This window comes from Catenibacillus scindens (genome assembly GCF_014202115.1).
GTDB lineage: Bacteria > Bacillota > Clostridia > Lachnospirales > Lachnospiraceae > Catenibacillus > Catenibacillus scindens.
Genome location: NZ_JACHFW010000001.1, coordinates 190,400 through 211,906 on the forward strand (window position 1 = coordinate 190,400; position 21,507 = coordinate 211,906).

Here is a 21,507-nt window from a genome sequence, read left to right on the forward strand (position 1 = left end):
ACCGTCATACCTTTTGTCAATGGGTTGAAATAAAAAGGGCCAGGAAAGTTGCCGCAAGTCCCGCTCCCCCGGCACCGGCCGCTGAAACCTCTGTGTCCGCCGCGACCGATGGGCTGCAAAGTATGTACAATTGTTAAGATCGGCGGCCTTCATATTCTCACCTCCTGTAAGCGGTAATTTTATCGCCGTCCATCCACTGGACATCAGCGTCAGATCTTTTTATAATGATCTTTCTTCTTCCTGCCGCGTCTGACAATCACAAATATGATCCATCCTGCCGCAGCAGCCATAACGGTAATGCATCCAAAGAACAGCGGTTTATTCATATAGAACTGAATCCACCAATTGGATGTTACAAGGACCTGATATTCCACAGGATCCGTCGGATTGCCTGCCGCATCGTAGGCAATGATCCTGACTGTCTGATAGGCGTTTTTGCTGTCCACAGTAATGGTCAGCACACCGTCCTCAATCGTCAGCTCATCGCCGGAATAGGTATGTACCAGTTCTCCGTCCAGATAAAGCTCTACATAGGACAGCACGGTATTATCTTTAACACTTAATGTAAATTCATGGGCGTTTTCTCTGTAGCGTCCCCGGTCTTCCAGGTTTGCGATACTTACAGACGGCGCCGTTTTATCCACAACAAACTCGATGGTCTTTTCCTTTACACGATTGGTGGAAGTATTCCGGGCCCGGTCCTCAGAATAAATGGTGATGGAATATTCGCCCTCTTCTTCAAAGCATCCTGCCTTGATCGTGTAAGTATAAACCTTCCACTGGCCGTCACCGCCTTCTTCCTCAACGGTGTAGTTTTCCCCTTCGATAAGGGTGACTACCTGGCCGTCTTTGCTGTAAGTGATTTCAATAAACTCCAGAGTATCCACATTGATTTCCCGGATCACAATGTCCTGGGGACTGTTGGTAAATCCTGTATCAATGAGCTTCTGTGTGTAATCGCTGAGTTCATAAGTGGAGCCATCCCGGTTCACTGAGAAGGTAATGCTGCGTGTTGTCTCATTGCCGGCCTGATCTGTAAGTCTAGCCGTCAGAGTGTAAATATCGTCCATATTACTTCCAAAGTTTCTGAAGGTGATCACCTGCCCGTTATTGACAGCGGAACGGCTGATCATGGAATCAACATTTAACCGTCCTTTGTTAGCACCTGTGAGCGTCAGGGAAACGCCGTCAGCCGTATAGTTGACATCGGTCAGTGTGATCACCGGCGCAACCGTCCCCTTATTGGCCGAACGGTTTTCAACGCCTGTAATCTCAACCTCCGGATCCGTCAGATCCACAGTGAAGCTGTCCTGGGTGTAATCGGCCATCACATTGCCTGCCAGATCCGTATAAGCAATATCAAATGTATAATCGCCGTCACTGTCAAAATAAACTGTAGCTGTGTGACGGTCGCCGCTGGTGGACCACCCGCTGATGGACGGCGCGGAAATTCCGGCTCCGTCTAAAGCCGCTGTGATGGTGGCGCGGGCTTCCGCTGCCCGGAAATTGTGTTCAGTGATGCTAATGGTTGCTGTGCGGCCTTCATTATAATAATGTCCATTGGTGACAGCATTATTATTGTAGGAAACGCTCACCGTCGGAAGAGTTTTATCAATGGTAAACTGCTCCGACTGATATGGATTTGACGCCGGGTTCAGGGCGAGATCCGTACAGCCCACAGTAAATGTATAATCCCCGTCCGCAGCGAAAATGATCTGGCATGTGTGGGTCGCTTCATCGGATACCCCCGCGTTGGCCGAGGAGGACCATCCAGTGATGGCCGGCTGTGTGCCGTCAGTATTGGTAATATTGATCTGCACATTGTTGGGATCAAAGTTTCTCTCACGGACAGTAACCGTCGCTGTCCGTGTATCCTGATAATACTGTCCGTTTAACGGCGCGTTATTATCAAAAGATATGGTGATCTGTGGCTGAGTGATGTCAATAGCCATAGGCTGAGACAGTGTAGCCTCCGATGTATTGCCCGCGTTGTCCACTGCCCGGACATAAACCTGAACGTCATTGCTGTTATTTAGAGCAGCGTCAACAGTGATGGTCTGGGTCACGCTCTTTTGTCTTGTCTCACCGGCCGTTACCGGGATATTACCGCTCTGGGTCACATTGCCGGTGTTGCGCACTTCGTAATAAACCGATGCAAGGCCGGAATAATCATGATTATTTGCAGTATCAGGGTCTTTTACATATACCGCCACATCCACATCACTGTTATACACATAATCCAACGGCTGAGGCGTTGTAATCTCAATCTCCACATCTGTGTCATCAAGAACAAAACCATTGGTATTGAGATACATATAGTTTCCTGACTTATCTTCAATACGCCCGTAGACAACAGCCTGCTGGTCAGGCGATAATCTTACCTGGCTGCCGGATAACCAATTGTTATCCTCTGCTTTCCAGGACTCTTCCAGTTCGTCCCATGTCATCTCATCGTGGCTGACCAGATAATGGACAAAGGCCACTCCGGCCGTCACATCGTTAATATCCGTTATGGAAACTGTTTCATCCTTGTTAGAGAAAATACCAAAGGTGATTTTTTCCAATAAATCTCCCCAGAACTCATCCCAGGAATCAGTGGAAGCGGAGATCTGGATATTGGCTGTGGGAGCAACAGTATCTACAGTAAAATAATCGGAGGCGTAGTCCTGAGCCAGACCGCGTTTAGCCAGGTCGGTATAGGCTATATCAAATACATAATTGGCATCACCGTTAAACTCCACTTTTAGGACATGCCGGTCTCCGTCATGGCTAAGCCAGCTATACAGCGGTGCAGTATATTCCGCGCCCTGGCTGTCGGCCGTTATATTTAAGGTAAGGCCGCCGTCTCCCTGCTCATCGCTGACAATAAAGTTATGCTCAATTACTGTAATTACCGCATAAACGGGATGATCGCCATAAAGTCTTTCTCTTTCAGCTTTACCGGGAGTGACCGGTTCGTCACTGCCGTTGACTGTCATATAATACTGAACAGACTCAACTACAGGATCTGTCAGATCAATGGTAAACGCCTTGTCCCAGGACGGAGCATCTCCTCTCATCGCTCCATAATTACCAGCCATATCACTCATCGTCACGTTGAATGTATAATCACCGTCGGCTTCAAAGGTATAGGTCTTTGTATGAACAGAACCATTGTGCGTCCACTCACTGACAGTCACGCCTTCCATAGTATTTATGGCCACATTCACCAGATTTTCGTTAAAATTCGCTTCGGTTACAGTCACCGTTGCCGTGCGGACAGAATCAAAGTAATGAACGCCATCGTAGCTGTGTACTGGATCTGACGGCGAAAAAGCAACTTCCACATCCGGCGTGTTCTGGTCGATAATAAAGTCGATATCATCTGTCGTCTCATTGCCAGCCCGGTCTTTTACTGTAACGACAACTACCACATTATTTGAATCGCCATTGCCTGTTTTAATATTACATTTCTCTGCAAATACTTTAAAATCAACTTCTGCGGCTGCATCATTTTTAAGCTGATCTTCTGTTCTCTGCCCCTGGATTCCGGCATAGTTTCCTTCAACGGCGCCCTCAACTTCCACGCCATCCACATAAGCTTTTGCCGTAATAGATTCAATACCAGAATAGATTTGTGCTTCATTTTTTACAGAAACATGGACCGTAACGTCATTATTATAAATACCTGTCTGGTCATCACCGGCAATACTTAACGTCACCGGACTGGGCTTTACTGTCTCCAGGACAATACCATCTGTACTAATGAATACACAATTTCCCGCTTTATCCTCAATCCGTCCGTAAATCACGGTCTGCTGATCTGGAGATATGGTAACCTGATTACTTTCTACCCAGTTATCTTTTTCATTGGTCCAGGAATCCTTCAAATCATCCTCATCCATAGCTATCATTGCCTGGATTTCACTATTGCTGTCCACCAGATAATGAATGGATCGGATACCGGAAGTTATATCTGTTCCTTCAATAGTTACGGTCTGGTCTTTATTTGAAAAAATACCAAAAGTAATCGTATCAATAATGTTTTTCCACACATTATCCGGCGATGTATCAATTTGTATTGAAGCCTCAGGATTTTCATCCTGATCCACTGTGATATTGTACAGAGAATAATCTGTTATATCATTCCCCGCTTTATCCGTATAGGTAAAGCTGACTGTATAATTGGCGTTTTCGGTAAAATCCACTCTCAGGATATGTTCATCAGGTTTTGACTCCTCCACAGATTCCCATTTCCTTGTAATAGCCACCCCTTCTGCCTCATTACCACCGCTGTCTTGGGCAGTGAAGTTTAAGGCCAGGCCGCCAGTATATTCTGTAGAAATATCTCTTTCTTCAAAGTTATGCTCTGTAATGGTCACAAGAGCATATGCCGGAACTGCGCTGTAGTATCTGCCATCGGTTGTCTGACAAGCTGCGGCCACATCTTCTGTAATCTCACCGCCGCTTTCATTATAGTATTGAATAGAGACTTGCGGTTCTGTTTTATCAATAGTAAATTGAATGGCTTCGCTGTCTGCACGTTCACCGTCTTCGTTGAGCGCAAGATTCCCTGCTTTATCTACCACTTTTGTTATAATCTCATAATCATTGTCCGCATTAAAAGTTAATGTAATAACGGTTGTTGCTTCGTCAGTGGCATTTTCCCCAGGCATTTCGCCAATGTTCACCGCAGTCAGACCAAGCGCGCTCTGAACGGAAGTATCCTCCAACTGAGTCAGGGAATAGGAGATGCCATTAATCGTATATCCAATTCCGCTTTTATCCAGAAATCTCTCGGTAATCGTTGTCGTTAATGTTACTGGCTGATTATAGAAAGACCCGTTTTGAACCTGAGCCATTGAGCTAAGGGTATTGACAACTACAGGCGCTTTCATGTCAATAACAAAGGACACCTGATTGTTCGTATCCGAAGCCAGAGAATTTCCGGCAAAATCCTCCGCGTTAATAGTTACTGTAAACTTGGAACTTATGCCCTTGCCAATTCCAATATTTAAAACATCTGAATATGTACCATAAGTTTCTTTTAACACTCCAAGAGTGCTATTGGGAATTTTTTCTGTGCGGTCAATAAAAACTCCCTCAGAGGCTTCCTTATCATTTGTTGACACCGAGTAAGGCGTCTCCGATGTAATACTGTAACCCGCTTTTGCCACACCGGAATAAATATCTGAAACAGCTTCATCTATGGTTACATTCAGGGAAACATTACCATTATAATAGTCCTTTACCGAATAATCTCCACTCTGCTCATCTGTAATGCTGATAGAACCTGTCTGAATATTATCCACAATAGCGCCGTTTGAGCCATAGAGGGCGGAATTTCCCGCGTTATCAGTTACAAAGACAAAGACAATATAATTACCATCCCCGTTCAAATTCACTGTCTGTGTAGTCCTTTCAGGAGCTACAGGAGTAAAGTTGAGGTTTGCAAAAAGATTCTTCACATCCTCTTCTGTTGTTGGCAGTTCATCAAACAAAACATCACTGGCTGTATTCGCCACTGCGTAAGACCAGCTTTTAAGTCCGGAGGAAATATCCCCGGAATCGGAAACTGTAATGTCAGCTTGCAGTGATTTTCCAAAAACGCCGAACGTTACGTTCTGCAAAAAGTTCTGCCAGAGACTTTTTGATTCTCCAATCTGGATCTGCGCCGATGGAGCGTTCTGATCTCTCATCAGGCTGATCGTAAAAGATTCTGTCCGCTTATATGGAGCATCTCCTTCAAGCCAGATTTCAATTGTTCTCCCTGTCTCATCATCTGTCGGTTGAAAAGTGATGGTCAGGCCTTCTGTCGTTACATCAACATCATTACTGCAGATTTTACTGTAGTTACTGTTCTCCTGACTGAAAACAATCTTCGGATTAATTGTCTGATTTTCATCATCCGTCTGAACACTATAGTAAATTGTGCCCTTTTCTTCACCCCTATATACATTAGTGCAGGAACTATTATCAACTGTAATAAAATTCGTGTAATCATTCACCGTCTCTTGGGTAAGGGTTAAGGTTCCTTTTTTGTCGTAATTCTCAAAATCAAAAACATAGTTGTTCGTTGGGTTACCTGTTTGTTCCTTTGCCACGATGGCATTCTCAACAACACCATCTATCTGATTGACGAACACAGAAGTATCTAAATCAAGATCAGGTACACTAAATCCTGTCAGATTATCAGTATTTTCCCCATTAACAAACCCTGTAACAATTATTTTTTCATCAGGACTAAATGTAACATTATTTATATCAGTGGTCTTTTGCCATTCCATTGTGCCATCGGGAATAGATAATTTCAGCACTGCCTGATTGATATTGACTGTTGTGTCGACAGAGACATTTGATGTATCTGCCACTGAAATGTTATCATAAGACAACTGATATTTGCTGTCAAAATCTATGATATCAGAACAAATATTCTTTATATTAACATTAGCGTTAACATTTATAGCCGTTTCCGCAGCAGCGGCGCTTACAGCCTTTCCCTGAACATTGATTGTTCTTGTGGTGCTGTTGTCATTATCACCATCGCTGCTTACCACACCATCTAAAGTGATGGTAAGATCAATGACATCAGTCCCATTATATGCCCGGTCTGTCGCTGTTACACTGGATATTTCAACGTTCCGCTTACCCGCAGTAACATCAATTGTTTGTGTTGCCGTATTATAATTGTCATTTTCAGTTTTCGTAACAGTAATAGTTGCATCACCAGACTGTCCGGGCGTCCAATAGACCTTATTATCTTCAATATCAACGCTTCCGCCAGCATCACCTGCAACAGTAGCGTTAAAACTTGTAGTAATCCCGCTGGTATCTACAATATTCGCTATATGCACTTTTTCTCCATAGGTTATCTGATTATTGGTCTCTTCCAAAGCGAAATTCTGATCAGCTTTACCTGGGCTATATTGTACTTCACTGGATATTGCTGACTCATATTTGTCCGTTGCAATAATACTTGCGGTAAGCTTATACACACCCACTCCAGTTGGAGTATCAGTTTTCCATATCAACGTTGCTGTTCCATCAGTAATCGGACTTTCGCCAATTTCTGCTCCATTGCAGAAAAACTTAACAATCTCAGAAGTCTCAAATGGTTCTACCGTAGCTGTTAACGTAATTTCCGTATTCCAAGATTGAGTCGCATCATTTGGTAAATAAGATAACTCAATTTCCCTGCTGATTTTATCAATCGTAAGTGTTTTGGAAAAGCTACCAATACTTTGCCCATTATTTTTGATTTCAACAGACAAATTTACTTTTCCGGCCTTTTGAGGAGTAAGCTTCACTGAGTTCACATTATCGTTACCGCTAATTTCCGCTTCTCCATCAACGTCCGTTACACTCCAAGAATAACTAAACTTTGCACTCTCAACTGCGTTAGGTACAGAAACATTGAATGTTTGTGTTGTCTCAAGTTCAAATGTATCATTTCCTGTAATCAGCACCTGACCCGAAGCCGGACTAACACTAGGACTTGTTGTACCCACAGGAATTGTAAGCTCCTGGTTATTCTTCAAAGAAACAGAACCTTTTATACAAGGCTGTCCCTGGTCATCAATAACTATATAATTTCCAATACTTTCTACCTCATAGTACAGTATATTAGCAGATTCAGTATATTGAACTAAAGACTCATCCGATGCCGATGCCGATCCCGCAATAGTCACACTTTCTTCTGTGCTTGATGCAGTACCGACATCATCACCCACATAATACTTTATCTCAATATCCCCGGTTTTTATCCCATATGTACTTTCAAGGCTAGTTCTCAGATCACTAACATCAAAAATAATATCCGCCGTCTGTGTTTCACTAACCTCCGGTACGTTTGCCGGAACCGGCACGGATGCAGCGCTGCCCTGATCACCGCCGGAACCATCTCCATCGACAGGCGTCTGTTCAGTAACTTCTGACGCCATAACCTGGGTCTGTCCAAGGTCTGAAACTGCTCCATTGCCTAAAACCATAGCAACCGCCAGCACCCAGGCAAATAGACGTTTATACCTGTTTTTCATAACTTGCTCCTTCCTCCTCTATATGACTCTTACCTGATCTGGCTTTTCTGATCAGGCCCTTCTTCTTTCTGTCAAACAGGAACCGGTATACCCGGCTGTTCAATATACAATAACAGCGGTGATAAAATAACCGGCTATGGATATAACCAAAAAACCTTTAAAAATCTTCATTCTCTCCATCTAAATCACCTCGTCTGTATGGATTTCCACAATGCTGCGAAGCACTGTGAACCCGGTCGGCTGCCCGTCGTTAAGGACAACGGTTTCGGAAAATCCAAAGCTATCCGCTGCTGGAAATGCCATGTTTATTCCTGAATCCATTGTATCCGTGCCGGAAGGGGCCCCCGTTATATCGCGGCTCAGAACATCGGTGGGCGCCGCTCCGCCGTCAATGTCCCCAGAACTGTACACTTCCGGGGATGCCTGTAAAGACGTCCCGGCCATCTTCTCCGTAGTCAGTCCACCTGAAAGGCTTCCGCTTTTGCGGCGCAGCTTTGACGTCCCAAGGGCCCCAGTCCGGACCCTGCGGTGACGGCGTCCGTCGTCCCCGATCTGACGCGAGACAGAATTGAGGTCACCGCTGGCAGATCCTGCCTCCTCCATGCGGGCTATGACTTTCTTAGCGCCCCGACCGGTCAGCTCCATAAACACTCTGGGGATTTTTAATACAATAAACAAAAGAGCGGCCACACAGAGAAATACTAAAGCTGCGATACCGCAGTAGACAAATATACCATGATAAAGGCTCACGAGCCCTTCGTAATCCTGAGAACCCATTACTCACCGCCTCCTTCCTCTGAATCTGCCTCCTGGCTCCCGCCTTCACTGTCCGGGCTTTGAGATGCAGCGCTCCCGGCACCGGCGTTGGGATTGGTGGCAAAGGTGGCAGTAATACTTCTTCTGGCCTGTTCTATCATTGTTTCGATATCCGCCGCCAGCTCCATAGCCTGGGCATCCCCGTCAATGGCCATAATGTCCATTCTGGACTGAATCGCGTCAAGAGCCTGCTCCATTTCCTCCTGGCTGATGCCGGCCTCATCTTTAAACTCTACTGTCCGGCTGTAAATCTGGAAGACGATCTCGCTGTAAAGACGCATGTCAGTGATCATATTGTCCTGGCCGACAGCGTCCGAGTCAAAAAGGGACATAAGATCATTCCAGTAATCCGCATAGGATACTTCCGCATCTCCGGCTTTATTGGTCACGCCAATCTTATTTTTATAATAATCGCTGATCCGCCCCAAAATCTGAGCCCTGGCCTGCCAGGCGTACTTATATTCATCGTTATCGCCCATATCCAGGGAATCCATGTCCGCGTCAATGACATTCTGGAACCACCCTACCGCTGAGGATTTATCTCCGTTATTGCCTACCGAATAGTAATAGGCCAGGCCAAGCTGGTAGGAAAACTCCACATAACCGGCCCGGTTAGCCTGAAGGTATGTACGGTTATCCCGGTCACGTCCATTGTCCCTGGAGTTAAGTACTGACGTCAGATAGACGTCCTCGTCTGAAGAGAAAACATTGTCCGAAACCATGGTATCCAGCATATCCAGGTAGGCGTCCTCCCTTGTGGGATTTAAGGCGATGGCGCTGCGGTATAGCTGGATTTTTTCATCATTGGCAGCCGTCTGAGCGCTCTGTATGTAATAATCGCAGCCGCTTTTGGTCGTATTGTTTTCCATAGCCATGCCAACAAGGGAGACTCCCCCAAGAATCAGCGCCATAACACCGCACCCGACAAAAGAATAAAACTTTTTTTTCAGCAACTTCCTGTATGGCAGGCCAAGCTCTTCGGGATGCTCAAGATCATATTTCAACTCCACACATGACTGGTACCTGTCTTTGATCTCATACTGGGTACATTTGTCAATGATCATCTCAAGGCCAAGAAGTTTTCCCCGAAGATCTCTGGGCGTCTCCTCCAGAAGGGTAGGCCGGCACTGGGTGATCTTAGGGAAATTAAACGGCGTGGCTGCCGGATTTCTCCCGGTGATCAGATGGTGGAGCGTCGCTCCCAGATTATAAATATCTGTCTGAGGGCGTGTCTGTCCATTTCCGCCATACTGTTCAGGCGCGGCATATCCCGGTGTTCCAAGACAGGTGGTATCTTCTGTATTGCCTGTCTTAAAAACCCGTGCAGTGCCAAAATCAACAACACAAATCTCACCGTCCGGCTTCAGCATAACATTGGCCGGTTTCATATCCCGGTAAATAATGGGCTGGGTACGGGTATGAAGATAGTAAAGAACATCACAGAGCTGCTTTCCCCAGGAAATCACATCTTCCACAAATATAGGAAGCCCATCGTGTTCAAGACTTTCCTTGAGAACCGTGTTAAGAGATTTTCCCTGGATATAATCCATTACAATGAGAAATGTATCTTTATCGTCAATAACATCCACAATACTGGGAAGATATTTATGATTAAGACTTTTTAAAATGTTTGTCTCCGCGATCAGACCCTGACGGACTGTGGCAAAATCCTGGACACCGTCTTTCCGGATTTCCTTAATGGCCCATGTTTTGTTGGCCCGCTCATTGAGGGACAGATAAACAACGCTCATGCCGCCCTGGCCGATCTTATTTAAAACTTTGTATTTTCCATCCACAACGGAACCGATCTGAAGCATACTTTATCCCCTCTGGACTGTGCGTATGACAATAACAGAAATATTGTCCACTTCCATACGCTGTTTATTTAATTCTGTCAGTGCCACGGCGTTATTTTTCATCGTCTGCTCATCTCTCGCCGTCTGAGGATTGAGATATTTGAAAATTTCCTCCAGGGGCAGCACATGACAAAAGCCGTCGCTGCACATGACAAATGTACTGTCCGGATAAACCGGTCCCTGGTAGTAGTCCGGTGTCACCACATCTGAGGCGCCCACGCACTGAAGAAGCACATTGCGCTGAGGGTGGTTCTGAGCCTGCTCCCATGTAATGTGCCCCTCATCCAGTTCATACTGGACAAAAGTCTGGTCCTTTGTGAGAAGGCTGAGTTGGGTATCCAGCAGATAGGCTCTGGAATCGCCAACATTCATAATAAAATATTCATTATTAATAATAAGAAGAGCGACGATTGTTGTCCCCATCCTTGTCCCGCTTTTTGCCGCATAGGCAGCCAGAACCTGATTCTGTTCCAGAACAATATTGTCCCACGCCAGCCTAAGCTCCTCTTTATCGAAACCTTTAGCCATCATGGCGGGAAAGTCCTTTTCAAACCAGTTCTCGAAAACACGGATGACTGTGGCGCTGGCCAGCTCTCCCTTTGAGAGTCCGCCCATACCGTCACAGATGACACTCAGACAAACCTTTCCCATGTTTGTCTGTGCCACTTTTATAAGATATGAGTCCTGATTGACTTTTTTCTTAATTCCCACGTCACTGTGTGCCGCAATTAACAAATCCATATCTCATCCACCTGTTTTTTGCTACATTCAAAATCTGAATTTCTCATCTAACTGTACTGAATTCAGTAATAAAGTTACATGAACATCACAATATGTTACAATAAATGTTACAAAGAGTTATGCTTTTTCTATAAACAGGGAAAACATCCGAAGAAACATCGGATGAATATTAAAGAAATGATGTAGTATGTTTTATTATAATATACTTTTCACAGTTTTTCAGCTATAATTTATCAACAACTTACAAGATTATTCCCCTTTTTTCTACAGGATTTTCTTAAATCCGACAAAAGGGTAAGAATAGATCTGCCGCCAAAGAACATTTCGGCAGCAGATCAAAGCGTGTCTGAATATTAGAAAACATATAAACAATATTGACAGCCGTCATATGAATAAAACGCTCCGTCTGTGGAGATATTTCGCCCACAGGCAGAGCGTTTATTCGTGTTGGGATTTGCCAACATTACAACGACTGCATTTTTTTATAGAGCCGCTCCATCCTCGCGTCAGTATCATGGATGATCTCCGCGCATTCCCGCAATTCGTTGGAAATATCCTCACTGGGCCGGCCATCGGTTTTATAGCGGATCTGATGTTCAAGGCTCGCCCAGAAATCCATGGCCATGGTTCGGATCTGCACTTCCACTTTTATAAACTGTTTCCGGTCGGAAAAGTATACTGGGATCTCGATCACCAGATGAAGGCTGCGGTATCCATTAGGTTTTGGATTTTTAAGATAATCTTTCACCATCAGTACCATCACGTCATCCTGCTTCATAAGCATATCGGCAATAGAATAAATATCCGAGGCATAAGCACAGATCACCCGTATACCCGCAATATCATGCATATTTTCCCGCAAAGATTCCATGGTCACCGGATATCCCCTCCGGTGCATCTTCTCTAAGATACTGGCCGGTGTTTTTATCCGGCTGTTAATATAATGAATGGGATTTCTCCGGCTGCGTATCTTGAACTCATCGTTCAACACCTCAAGCTTGGTGCGCACCTCCCGGATGGCTCCGGCATACATCATCATTGCCACCTCGAAATCTCTGCGAAGCTGCGTATCCGCCACATCATGAGTATCTTCTTCCCCGTCAAAAGTACCTAATACCTTCTCCAATTCAGTCATAATCCCCATCACGTCCTTTTACATTTGTTCACTCCGTCTCTCATCCAGATGCCGGATATCACCCCTGCGGCTCCGGAGTCGATGAACAGGTATTGCAGTTATATTATAGCAGGTTAATAACTCAGCGGCTAGACATAGTTATATAGTTTCGCCACTTTTCTCAAAAAAGCTGCCGCGTTGATCAGCGCGGCAGCTCTTCCTTATGGCAGGCAACCTGGTGTTGAAAGTCTATATTTTTTAATTGAGGAGTTTCTCTTTCACATTTGGAATCCCCATATGGACATCTCCCGCAAAAAGCGCATCCGGCAGGAACATTCACTGGACTGGGAGGCTCGCCAGTCAAAATACGGATCTTTTTTTCGGGATCTCCATGGACGGAAAATACAGAATCAAGCAATGCTTTTGTATATGGATGGCGCGCATTTTTTCTAAGTCCGCGGCCGGGAAGTATTTCCACAATACTTCCCAGATACATCACTGCGATCCGGTCGCAGAAATTTTCTGCCAGGGCAAGATCATGGCTAATCATAAGTATTGAATATTCCGATTTCTTATGGTTGTCCTTTAACAAATTTATGATCTGACTCTGGGTAGATACATCCAGCGCACTCGTTGCCTCATCACAGATCAGGAGTTTGGGATGAAGCGCCACGGCTCTTGCAATGGAAATCCTCTGAAGCTCACCTCCGGAAAGCTGATGGGGATATTTTTTTAAATAATCCTCATCCAGATTTACGTTTTTTAAAGCCTCCACAGCTAACCTCATGGCTTCCGGCCGGCTTGTGTGTTCAAAATTTCTCCAGGGCTCCATTAAAAACGTCCCGATTTTCATACGGGGACTAAACACATTGGACGGATCCTGAAAAATCATTTGTACTTGTTTACGGTATGCCCGCAATTCTTTCCCTCGAAATGAGGAAATTTCCCGGACATCAAAAAAAATCTGTCCACAAGTCACAGGTTCGATGCAGGTGATCAATCTGGCTAATGTACTCTTTCCGCATCCGGACTCGCCTACGATCCCGACAATTTCTCCGCTTTTAACAGTGAGGGATACGTCTCTGACAGCATTCACCTCACCGCGGCCTTTCAGGTCAAAATTTTTACTTACATGTTCCAGACGCAGAAGGTTATCTGATTTTGACAATCTGCTCATCCTCCAATTCCGGGACCGCCATCAGCATTTGCTGTGTGTACTCATCCCTAGGAGCATTGATCACCTGATCCCTGGCTCCAAATTCTCTTAAATAACCATTTTTCATCACTGCAATATAGTCAGCCATACGCGAAGCAACACCCATATTATGAGTCACGATCACAATGGCCGTTCCCATATCTTCCCTGAGCTTTAACATTTCCTGGACCACCTGAGCCTGAACGGTTACATCCAGGGCACTAGTCGGCTCATCTGCAAGGAGCAGCTTGGGATGCATACTCATTGCCATGGCAATTGCCGCTCTCTGCCGCATACCGCCGGAAAGCTGGAAGGGATAGGAGCGCATGATTCTTTCAGGATCTGCCAGCTTTAAGCGGGAGAGCATATCCAGAGCAATCTGTCCGGCTTCCTTCTTGGAAACCTGAATATGACAGCGGATCGTTTCAATATACTGGGGTCCGATTTTGCGCCGGGGATTTAAGTAATCTCCGGCATCCTGAAAAATCATAGCCATTTCCGATCCCCGTATACTGCGTATCTGCTCCTTTGAAAATCCCAGCAGATTCTCTCCTTCAAAAAGGATCCTTCCCTGGCTTACGCTGCCGCCTGTGGACAAAAGCCCCATGGCGGCCCGTATTAAAGTGGATTTCCCGCTTCCGGATTCGCCGACAACCGCAACTATACTATGTTCCGGTACAGTGAAGCTCACATTATGTACAGCGGTTTTCCCATTCTGATATATAACAGAAATATCCTGAAATTCCAAAACATTCATGGCTTTCCTCACTCTACTGTAATATCTTTTGTAATAAAATAGAAATCTGCAACCGGCTGAATGGCATTTTTCACTTTAGCCACAGAAACCATATTCAGATAAGAATTTGTCAGGAAAAGATTTGCCGCTTCATCATTCAGGATCTGAGAAGCTTCAGCCGCAAGGGCATACCGTTCTTCCGGATCAAAGGCCGTATCCATTTCTTCAATAATCTCATCAATTCGGTCATTCTGGAAACCGGTTAAATTGGACTTCCCTGAGGTTCCCAGATCCGTATACATTGTTTCAAGCCATATCTGAGGATCTCCTGTAGGCGCGGAATTATCATTTCCAGTGTAAAAATCAAAGTTTCCTTCTGTCTGATATTCTGTCAGATTTTCCACAGAAAAGATCTCTACCTGAATCCCGATCTCTTTCAGATCAGACTGAACTGCTGTTGCCAGAATTGCGGAATCCGCTGAACCGTGATCCGCAGCCTGGAGATATCTCAGATTCATCCCTGACCCGTCCGGCAGTTCTCTGTAGCCATCACCATCAACATCAACATACCCGGCCGCGTCTAATATTTCAACAGCCTGTTCCGGATCATAGGTATATGCTGTGATCGTATCATTTCCAAACGGCGTGGCATCTGAATAGGCGCTGTGAGCAACGCTTCCTCCGATCAGCTCCGCATAAGCCTCCCGGTTAACGCCGTAAGATATTGCCTTTCTCAGTTCAATGTCATGGAGCGGGCTGGACTGCGCATTATTCATATAGGCCACGTTGACTCTGGGACTTATAATGGAAGATACATTATAATCCGAATTGTTTGTAAATAATGTAACGCTTGTATTATCAATAGTATTTGTAATGTCCACTTCGCCAGACTGAAGGGCCATTGTCCGGGCATCCGCATCAGCGATCTGAGTTACAGTGATGGTATCAAGCCCTGGCTCACCGTCCCAGTATGTATCATTTTTTACCAATTCCACAGTTTGCTCCGGAGAAAATGAGGAAATTACGTAGGGACCGGTTCCAATGGGCGCCGTCTCAATAGATTCTTCACTTTGGGTGGTATCAATAATACAAAATACAGGCTCTACAAGATTGTTCAAAAGTGCGGCATTAGGCTCTGTTGTTGTGATCGTAAGCGTCTGATCATCCGCCTCGATCATATCTACCTTCAAATATTCTGCCGCGCGGTCATTCATTTCAATGGCTCTTTCCAGTGAAGCCTTTGCAGCTTCCGCAGTTACCGGCGTTCCGTTACTAAATGTGATCCCGTCACGAATATGAAATTCCCACGTTGTATCATCAATATTCTCCCAGGAATCGGCAACGCAGCCTTCAACCTCCAGATCGTCATTTAACTTTACAAGAGCTTCTCCAACGCCCAGACGGCATGTGACCCATCCCTGATAATCCACTGCCGGATCCAATGTGGGGGTGATCCAGAAAAATGCCACGTTCACATGTTTTTCTCCAGTATCGCCGGCATCGGCAGCCTCACTGCCGTTTTCCTCTGCCGAGGATTCTTCGGATACGGCCGTGTTTTCCGTACCCTGAGTTCCCGCTCCGGAACATCCTGCAAGGAAAACAGCTCCCACAACAGCAGATAAAAGTAATGTCATTACTTTTTTTATTTTCATTATTTAATAATCTCCTCTCATTTTTTTATAACTATTCTTCTTTTGGATCTAAAATGTCTCTAAGGCTATCGCCTAAAAGATTAAAGACCAATACTGTAATAAAAATCGCCAGACCGGCAAATAACATGATCCATGGCGCTGTCTGCAAATAGGACTTACCCTCATAGAGCATATATCCCCACTCAGGAGTCGGCGGCTGAGATGCCAGGCCGAGAAAGGATAACCCCGCCAGAGAAAGCATCATCCCGCCAATATCCAGAGTCATCGTCACAACGACCTGGGGAAGCACATTTGGCAAAATATACCGAAACAAAATCCCTGGTGTTTTTACCCCGCCAAATTTTGCCTGTATTATAAAATCTTTGGAACGCATGACTGATGCCAGGCCGCGGGTCAGACGGGCATATTTCGTCCACCAGACCAGTGACAGAGCTAAAATCGTATTCAGTAACCCTGGACCTATCATTCCTACAACTGCGATAGCAAATACAGTATCCGGAAAGGCAAGAAGTATATCTGTAAAACGCATAATGATGGTATCTAAGATGCCGCCAAAATATCCGGACACCATACCAATCAGCGTTCCGATAACTGAAACCGCCGCTACCATGATAAACGTTAGAGAGAAAGAATTGCCCGCGCCATAAAGAATACGGGACAGCACATCTCTGCCCACATTATCCGTACCAAACCAGTGTTCAGGGCTTGGCGGCGATAAGCTTGCTCCATAATCTGTCGCAAGGGGATCATAGGGTGCCAGCACAGGCCCCAGAAAAGCTATAAACAGCACTGCCAATGCCAATATAGCAAATATAATAAAACGCAGCCATTTTCCTTTCTTTGTCATGGCCGGCTTTAACAAAGCCTTCCGGCCATGGCGTTTCCACTCTTTGTAGCGATGGATGACCGCTCCTTTTTCTTCCGATGCCTGTCCCATTTAGTCCACCTTCTTTCTCAAACGGATCTGGGGATCCAGCAGACGATACATAATATCCACCAGAAGATTTACCATGACATAGATCACTGCCATCCAGATCACATATCCTTGAATCAGCGGATAATCCCTGACCCGTATCGCTTCCACGACCATATTGCCGATTCCCTGCCATGAAAACAAGGTCTCAATGATCGCCGCGCCGCCTAAAAGATGACCCACAGACAGTCCAATCAGGGTGACGATAGGCAGCAGCGCATTAGGGAGAACGTGCCCGAAAATAATACGGCGCTCCGAAATGCCTCTGGATCTTGCTCCCACCACATAATTTGAATTCAGTTCCTCAAGCACAGCCGCACGGATCTGACGCACATAGGTACATACCATGGGAATCGTTAATGTAGCTACAGGGAGGACGATCCCCGCAATATCATTTGTGCTGACAACATGAAACCATCCAAGGCGAACCGCGAAAACATACATCAGAAGTAATCCAAGCCAGAAATTAGGCATTGAAATCCCGAAAAAAGAAAGAAAACGTATAAGATAGTCAATCCATTTATTCTTCTTTACCGCAGATAAAATTCCCAGAGGAAAAGCAATCAGCACCATGATCACGCCGGATACGGCTGCCAGCTCAATAGTCATTGGCAATTTCCGGCTCATTTGTGTTAAAACGGACTCGCTGAATTTTGTGGACGTTCCCAGATCTCCGTGAAGGACATTCCACAGCCAGCGCCCATACTGAACAAGCACCGGATCATTTAGCCCCATCTCCTCCCGCGTCTGTTCCAGAAGTTCTTCTGACGGGATCGTCCCCATAGAAATATACTGCATCTGCGCAGCATCACTTGGCGCCGCTTGAGTGATCATAAATGTTAAAAAGGTCACGCCAAACAGGACGGCGATCAGTTGAACAAGACGTTTTGCAATGTACTGAATCATTGATTTTATCCCTTCTGACTTATTTTACTCCGCTGTTCATCATCTGAAAAGCAGCATGTTTTATACGCAGACTGTTTATACATAAGCCGCGATTGTAAAAATCGGCGTAGGGTAATAAAATTCATCCTTTACCCCGTAAATCCGCTGCCACAAAGACGTATCCACCTGGATTTTTGAAAACCCCGCAGCCTTTAATAGTTCCTGATCCCACTGAGGGCGCGGCCGCTGAACATTTCTCAGATCCGCCTTTAAGCACTCATATTCTTCCACCATTTCCGCTGAAAGATCTTCATGGGCATGATTGGCGGATGATATTTCCATAGGCTTTTCCCGGCAATAATCCCCATCAAAATTGACCATAAACCCATCTTTTCTTAAAAGCTTATACCATGCCTGATATGCTTTATCCATATGAGGCAGCGTCCACGTAAGATTTCTTGACACGATCACGTCAAAGCTTTCCGGCGCAAACTCCGGTTTTTCCGCATCCATAACGTAAAAATCAGCGTGGATGCCCAAGTGCCCAGACATTTTTTTCGCCGCCCGGATCATATCCGGTGTCAAATCAATTCCGGTCACATGGTGCCCCCTGGATGCCAGCAAGGCCGCGAAAAACCCAGGTCCGGTTCCTATATCCAAAATATCCAGCGAACGGTCCATAGGAATATATTTTTCCAGTTCCTTCATCCACAAATCATGCCGTTTCCCCTCAAATTCTTTAAGCCGCTGCTGAGAAAAATCATCGGCCCTCTGTGTCCAATAAGCCTCCATACGCTGTTTTAATGTTTCCATAATCTGTCACTCCTCCTGATACAATAAAAGCCTGCTGTATGCTGCCTCCTTTGGCGCATGCAACAGGCTTCAGCCCGAAGTCCATTTTTCAATAATTAATCTGTCACTGTGTTTTTCAGGAACTTTAAATTTTCAGGAGCTTCAGCCCCTCTGCCGGTGCTTGGACACTGGAATTTTTTATAAAGTAATCCTTACTGTCCGGGGATAAAATTCTTTATCCCCGAATCACAGGATTATATTATAACAAAGCAGTTAATAAAATCAAAGCCCCCTGGGGGGATATTTTTCTATAAATCTGTAATATTCTATTCATTCAGAAACAGTACCGGATTCCGCGATACAGCCGTCTTGGTGCAAACTTACAGAATGCCGGCAATCTCCATAAGATTTTTGTATTCGGAAGTTCATATAGATGAACTGTTATGTTACGTCAAATCCCCGTCATAAAATACTGGACAAAATCTCTAAAACAATATATAATAAAACAGTTGTTAACAAAATTTTTGGAGATGTACCCAAGTGGCTGAAGGGTCCGCACTCGAAATGCGGTAGGTCGGGCAACCGGCGCGAGGGTTCAAATCCCTCCATCTCCGTTAAATAGTTTAGTCCTCAAAGGGTCGGCCTTTGAGGGCTTTTTATTTCTATTCTCCCTATGTGCCTGACACACCACTAAAAAAAGCCAAAGTACCTATCTGTGGTACTTTGGCCGTATATAGAGCAGATAAGGGGAGTCGAACCCCCCTTTCCAGCTTGGGAAGCTAGCGTTCTACCGATGAACCATATCTGCATGGGAGTATTATAACACCTTTCGTCTGAAATGTCTATATTTTTTGAAAAATTTTAAACAACAGTTCTGATACCAGGTTACGATTCAGCCATGCGGGATAAGTTGCCCCCCTGTTTAACAGAGATCGTTATGTCTACACCTTTGAAATGTGTTGTCAGGAAGAAAAATAGAAGAGGCACATACTGAAGGACTCAATTTATGAAACATGCCTGCATAAGGGAGCCTCACTCCAGCTCCTGCTCTAAAACATCAAGTTCTTCCCCAAACTCAATACGGGCGGCCTCAATACGGGACGGATCCTGGGTGTCAAGAACACTCTCAAACTTCCGAAGACACCACTCCACCTTCCTGCGGAGATCGCCAACACTTTCCTCGTAAAGCTTCTCTCCCCGCATCAGGAGCATCTTGTTGGCTTCCTGCTCCCGTGGAATAATCTTCAAATAACTAAGAGCCTCCATCCGCTCCTGAATCTCCTCATCAGTCATATTATTTTCCTGATTCTTAATGAGGAGTTTTTCTTTGTGTCCAGTGGATACGGCGGTCACTTCCACTTCCAGAATGGAGTTAATATCATAGGTGTAGGTCACATCCACCGCCTCCTGTCCCGCCGGACCGGCCGGCACATCAATATAAATCTCACCAAGGGTCAGATTATTTTTGGCAAAACGGCTCTCTCCCTGTAAAATGTTGACCCGCATCCGGGTCTGCTGGTCGTGAGCCGTGTAAAGACGCTGTGTGCGGCTGGCGGGAATCACAGTGTTACGCTCGATAATGGGACAGAAATGCCCGCTTTCCATATGATTATTTTCTTTTTCAACAACCACCTCTGTCCCCAGAGTGAAGGGGCATACATCCGTCAGAATCACTTCTCTGACCGCAGCCTGACGCTCTTTCATCGCCGCCTGGATAGCGGCCCCAAGGGCCACCGCCTCATCCGGATTTACGCTGGTGTTTGGCATACGGCCAAAAAGCTTGCCCACAAATTTCCGCACAATCGACAGCTTTGTTGCGCCGCCCACTAAAACAATCTCGTCAATGTCCGACAGACGGATATTTGCATCGGAAAGGCTGCGTTTTACAGGCTTGCGTATCCGCTCCAGCAAAAACTGACATGCCTGCTCATAATCCTCCAGGCCGATGCTGTAATCCACCACCTGATCATGAATCTTACAGCTCATGATCCCTGTGCGGCTTTTTCCGAAACCAAGTTTACATAATTCAGCCTGAGTATGGAGAGCCGCTTTTTCTTTTTCTGATAATTCTTCGTCTTTGATCTGATTATCCCGCAAAAACATCTGGATAAGAACCTGGGTAAAATCTTCACCGCCCAGATAGTTATCCCCGGCTACAGCTCTCACTTCCAAAATATTTTCAAACAATTCCAGAATAGATACGTCAAATGTCCCTCCGCCCAGATCAAAGACTAAAAATCTTGTATTTTTATTCTTCTGGTAAAGTCCATAGGCGATGGCAGCCGCTGTGGGCTCGCTGATAATCCGCTCTACCTTCAGGCCGGCCAGTTCCCCGGCCCGCTTTGTGGCTTTGCGCTTAACATCATTAAAGTAGGCGGGCACACTGATCACTGCCTCAGTCACCGGCTCTCCAAGGTACTCTTCCGCGTCCGCCTTCAGAGATCTGAGGACAAAGGAGGACAGTTCCTCCGCTGTAAAACTTTTGCTTCCGAGAAGAAACTCCTTCCCGCTGCCCATATCCCGCTTAAAAACATCCGCCGTTGTCTGAGGGTACAATAACTTCCGTGCCTTTGCCGACTCTCCCACATACATCTGCTCATCCGCATCCATACTGACCACTGAGGGAGTCAGAGATTTGCCAAGACGGTTGGGAATGATCACCGGGCCGTCTTCTGTATAACAAGCTGCCAGACTGTTTGTCGTTCCTAAATCTATACCTATGATCAAACTTA

Annotated in this window: 12 protein-coding genes and 2 tRNA genes; 1 reads left to right on the top strand and 13 read right to left on the bottom strand. The window is 45.5% G+C overall.

The features are described 5' to 3' along the window. Window positions 1-209 precede the first annotated feature (209 nt). The 11 genes from HNP82_RS00785 to HNP82_RS00835 all read right to left on the bottom strand — a co-directional run bounded on the left by HNP82_RS00785 (window position 210) and on the right by HNP82_RS00835 (window position 18,796). Window positions 210-8,015 (bottom strand): hypothetical protein, encoded by a 7,806-nt coding sequence (locus HNP82_RS00785; protein ID WP_183770392.1) that lies wholly within the window; start codon window positions 8,013-8,015, stop codon window positions 210-212. A gap of 180 nt (window positions 8,016-8,195) precedes the next feature. Further along, on the bottom strand, window positions 8,196-8,792 hold the full coding sequence (locus HNP82_RS00790) for a hypothetical protein (protein ID WP_183770395.1): 597 nt from the start codon (window positions 8,790-8,792) through the stop codon (window positions 8,196-8,198). Further along, complete coding sequence (locus HNP82_RS00795) at window positions 8,792-10,648, bottom strand: serine/threonine protein kinase (RefSeq protein WP_183770398.1); 1,857 nt, start codon at window positions 10,646-10,648, stop codon at window positions 8,792-8,794. Before HNP82_RS00795 ends, HNP82_RS00790 begins: the two co-directional genes overlap by 1 nt. 3 nt (window positions 10,649-10,651) lie before the next feature. Then, window positions 10,652-11,428, bottom strand: a complete 777-nt coding sequence (locus HNP82_RS00800) for a PP2C family protein-serine/threonine phosphatase (protein WP_183770401.1) — start codon at window positions 11,426-11,428, stop codon at window positions 10,652-10,654. A gap of 463 nt (window positions 11,429-11,891) precedes the next feature. Continuing rightward, the gene (locus HNP82_RS00805) at window positions 11,892-12,563 is read right to left on the bottom strand and encodes a GTP pyrophosphokinase (RefSeq protein WP_243164593.1); all 672 of its coding nucleotides are present in this window, start codon (window positions 12,561-12,563) and stop codon (window positions 11,892-11,894) included. A 181-nt stretch (window positions 12,564-12,744) separates the two neighbouring features. After that, window positions 12,745-13,710, bottom strand: coding sequence for an ABC transporter ATP-binding protein (locus tag HNP82_RS00810; RefSeq protein WP_183770405.1), 966 nt, complete (start codon window positions 13,708-13,710; stop codon window positions 12,745-12,747). Further along, window positions 13,694-14,494: an ABC transporter ATP-binding protein gene (locus HNP82_RS00815; RefSeq protein WP_183770407.1), complete on the bottom strand. Its 801-nt coding sequence runs from the start codon at window positions 14,492-14,494 to the stop codon at window positions 13,694-13,696. Before HNP82_RS00815 ends, HNP82_RS00810 begins: the two co-directional genes overlap by 17 nt. An 8-nt stretch (window positions 14,495-14,502) precedes the next feature. Next, entirely contained in the window at window positions 14,503-16,125 is a 1,623-nt protein-coding gene (locus HNP82_RS00820) for an ABC transporter substrate-binding protein (RefSeq protein WP_183770409.1), read from the bottom strand. A 31-nt stretch (window positions 16,126-16,156) separates the two neighbouring features. Continuing rightward, window positions 16,157-17,062, bottom strand: a complete 906-nt coding sequence (gene nikC, locus HNP82_RS00825) for a nickel transporter permease (protein ID WP_243164594.1) — start codon at window positions 17,060-17,062, stop codon at window positions 16,157-16,159. Continuing rightward, window positions 17,063-18,004 carry a nickel ABC transporter permease gene (gene nikB, locus HNP82_RS00830; RefSeq protein ID WP_183770411.1) on the bottom strand — a complete coding sequence of 314 codons (942 nt, stop codon included), beginning with the start codon at window positions 18,002-18,004 and terminating at the stop codon, window positions 17,063-17,065. Between the two features lie 75 nt (window positions 18,005-18,079). Beyond that, the gene (locus HNP82_RS00835; protein WP_183770413.1) at window positions 18,080-18,796 is read right to left on the bottom strand and encodes a class I SAM-dependent methyltransferase; all 717 of its coding nucleotides are present in this window, start codon (window positions 18,794-18,796) and stop codon (window positions 18,080-18,082) included. Window positions 18,797-19,301: 505 nt separating this feature from the next. Here HNP82_RS00835 and HNP82_RS00840 point away from each other — a divergent pair. Beyond that, window positions 19,302-19,389 (top strand) — tRNA-Ser (locus HNP82_RS00840). A 123-nt stretch (window positions 19,390-19,512) separates the two neighbouring features. Here the strand turns inward: HNP82_RS00840 and HNP82_RS00845 are convergent. Both HNP82_RS00845 and HNP82_RS00850 read right to left on the bottom strand, forming a co-directional pair. Next, window positions 19,513-19,583: transfer RNA gene (locus HNP82_RS00845), tRNA-Gly, on the bottom strand. A gap of 224 nt (window positions 19,584-19,807) precedes the next feature. After that, entirely contained in the window at window positions 19,808-21,502 is a 1,695-nt protein-coding gene (locus tag HNP82_RS00850) for a molecular chaperone HscC (RefSeq protein WP_183770415.1), read from the bottom strand. Window positions 21,503-21,507: the final 5 nt, after the last annotated feature.

Excerpts from the sequence above, each read along its gene's own strand:
- HNP82_RS00815 (WP_183770407.1), bottom strand. The coding sequence starts at position 14,494 with ATGAATGTTTTGGAATTTCAGGATATTTCTGTTATATATCAGAATGGG.
- HNP82_RS00805 (WP_243164593.1), bottom strand. The coding sequence starts at position 12,563 with ATGACTGAATTGGAGAAGGTATTAGGTACTTTTGACGGGGAAGAAGAT.
- HNP82_RS00785 (WP_183770392.1), bottom strand. The coding sequence starts at position 8,015 with ATGAAAAACAGGTATAAACGTCTATTTGCCTGGGTGCTGGCGGTTGCT.
- HNP82_RS00800 (WP_183770401.1), bottom strand. The coding sequence starts at position 11,428 with ATGGATTTGTTAATTGCGGCACACAGTGACGTGGGAATTAAGAAAAAA.
- nikB (WP_183770411.1), bottom strand. The coding sequence starts at position 18,004 with ATGATTCAGTACATTGCAAAACGTCTTGTTCAACTGATCGCCGTCCTG.
- nikC (WP_243164594.1), bottom strand. The coding sequence starts at position 17,062 with ATGGGACAGGCATCGGAAGAAAAAGGAGCGGTCATCCATCGCTACAAA.
- HNP82_RS00790 (WP_183770395.1), bottom strand. The coding sequence starts at position 8,792 with ATGGGTTCTCAGGATTACGAAGGGCTCGTGAGCCTTTATCATGGTATA.
- HNP82_RS00795 (WP_183770398.1), bottom strand. The coding sequence starts at position 10,648 with ATGCTTCAGATCGGTTCCGTTGTGGATGGAAAATACAAAGTTTTAAAT.
- HNP82_RS00820 (WP_183770409.1), bottom strand. The coding sequence starts at position 16,125 with ATGAAAATAAAAAAAGTAATGACATTACTTTTATCTGCTGTTGTGGGA.
- HNP82_RS00835 (WP_183770413.1), bottom strand. The coding sequence starts at position 18,796 with ATGGAAACATTAAAACAGCGTATGGAGGCTTATTGGACACAGAGGGCC.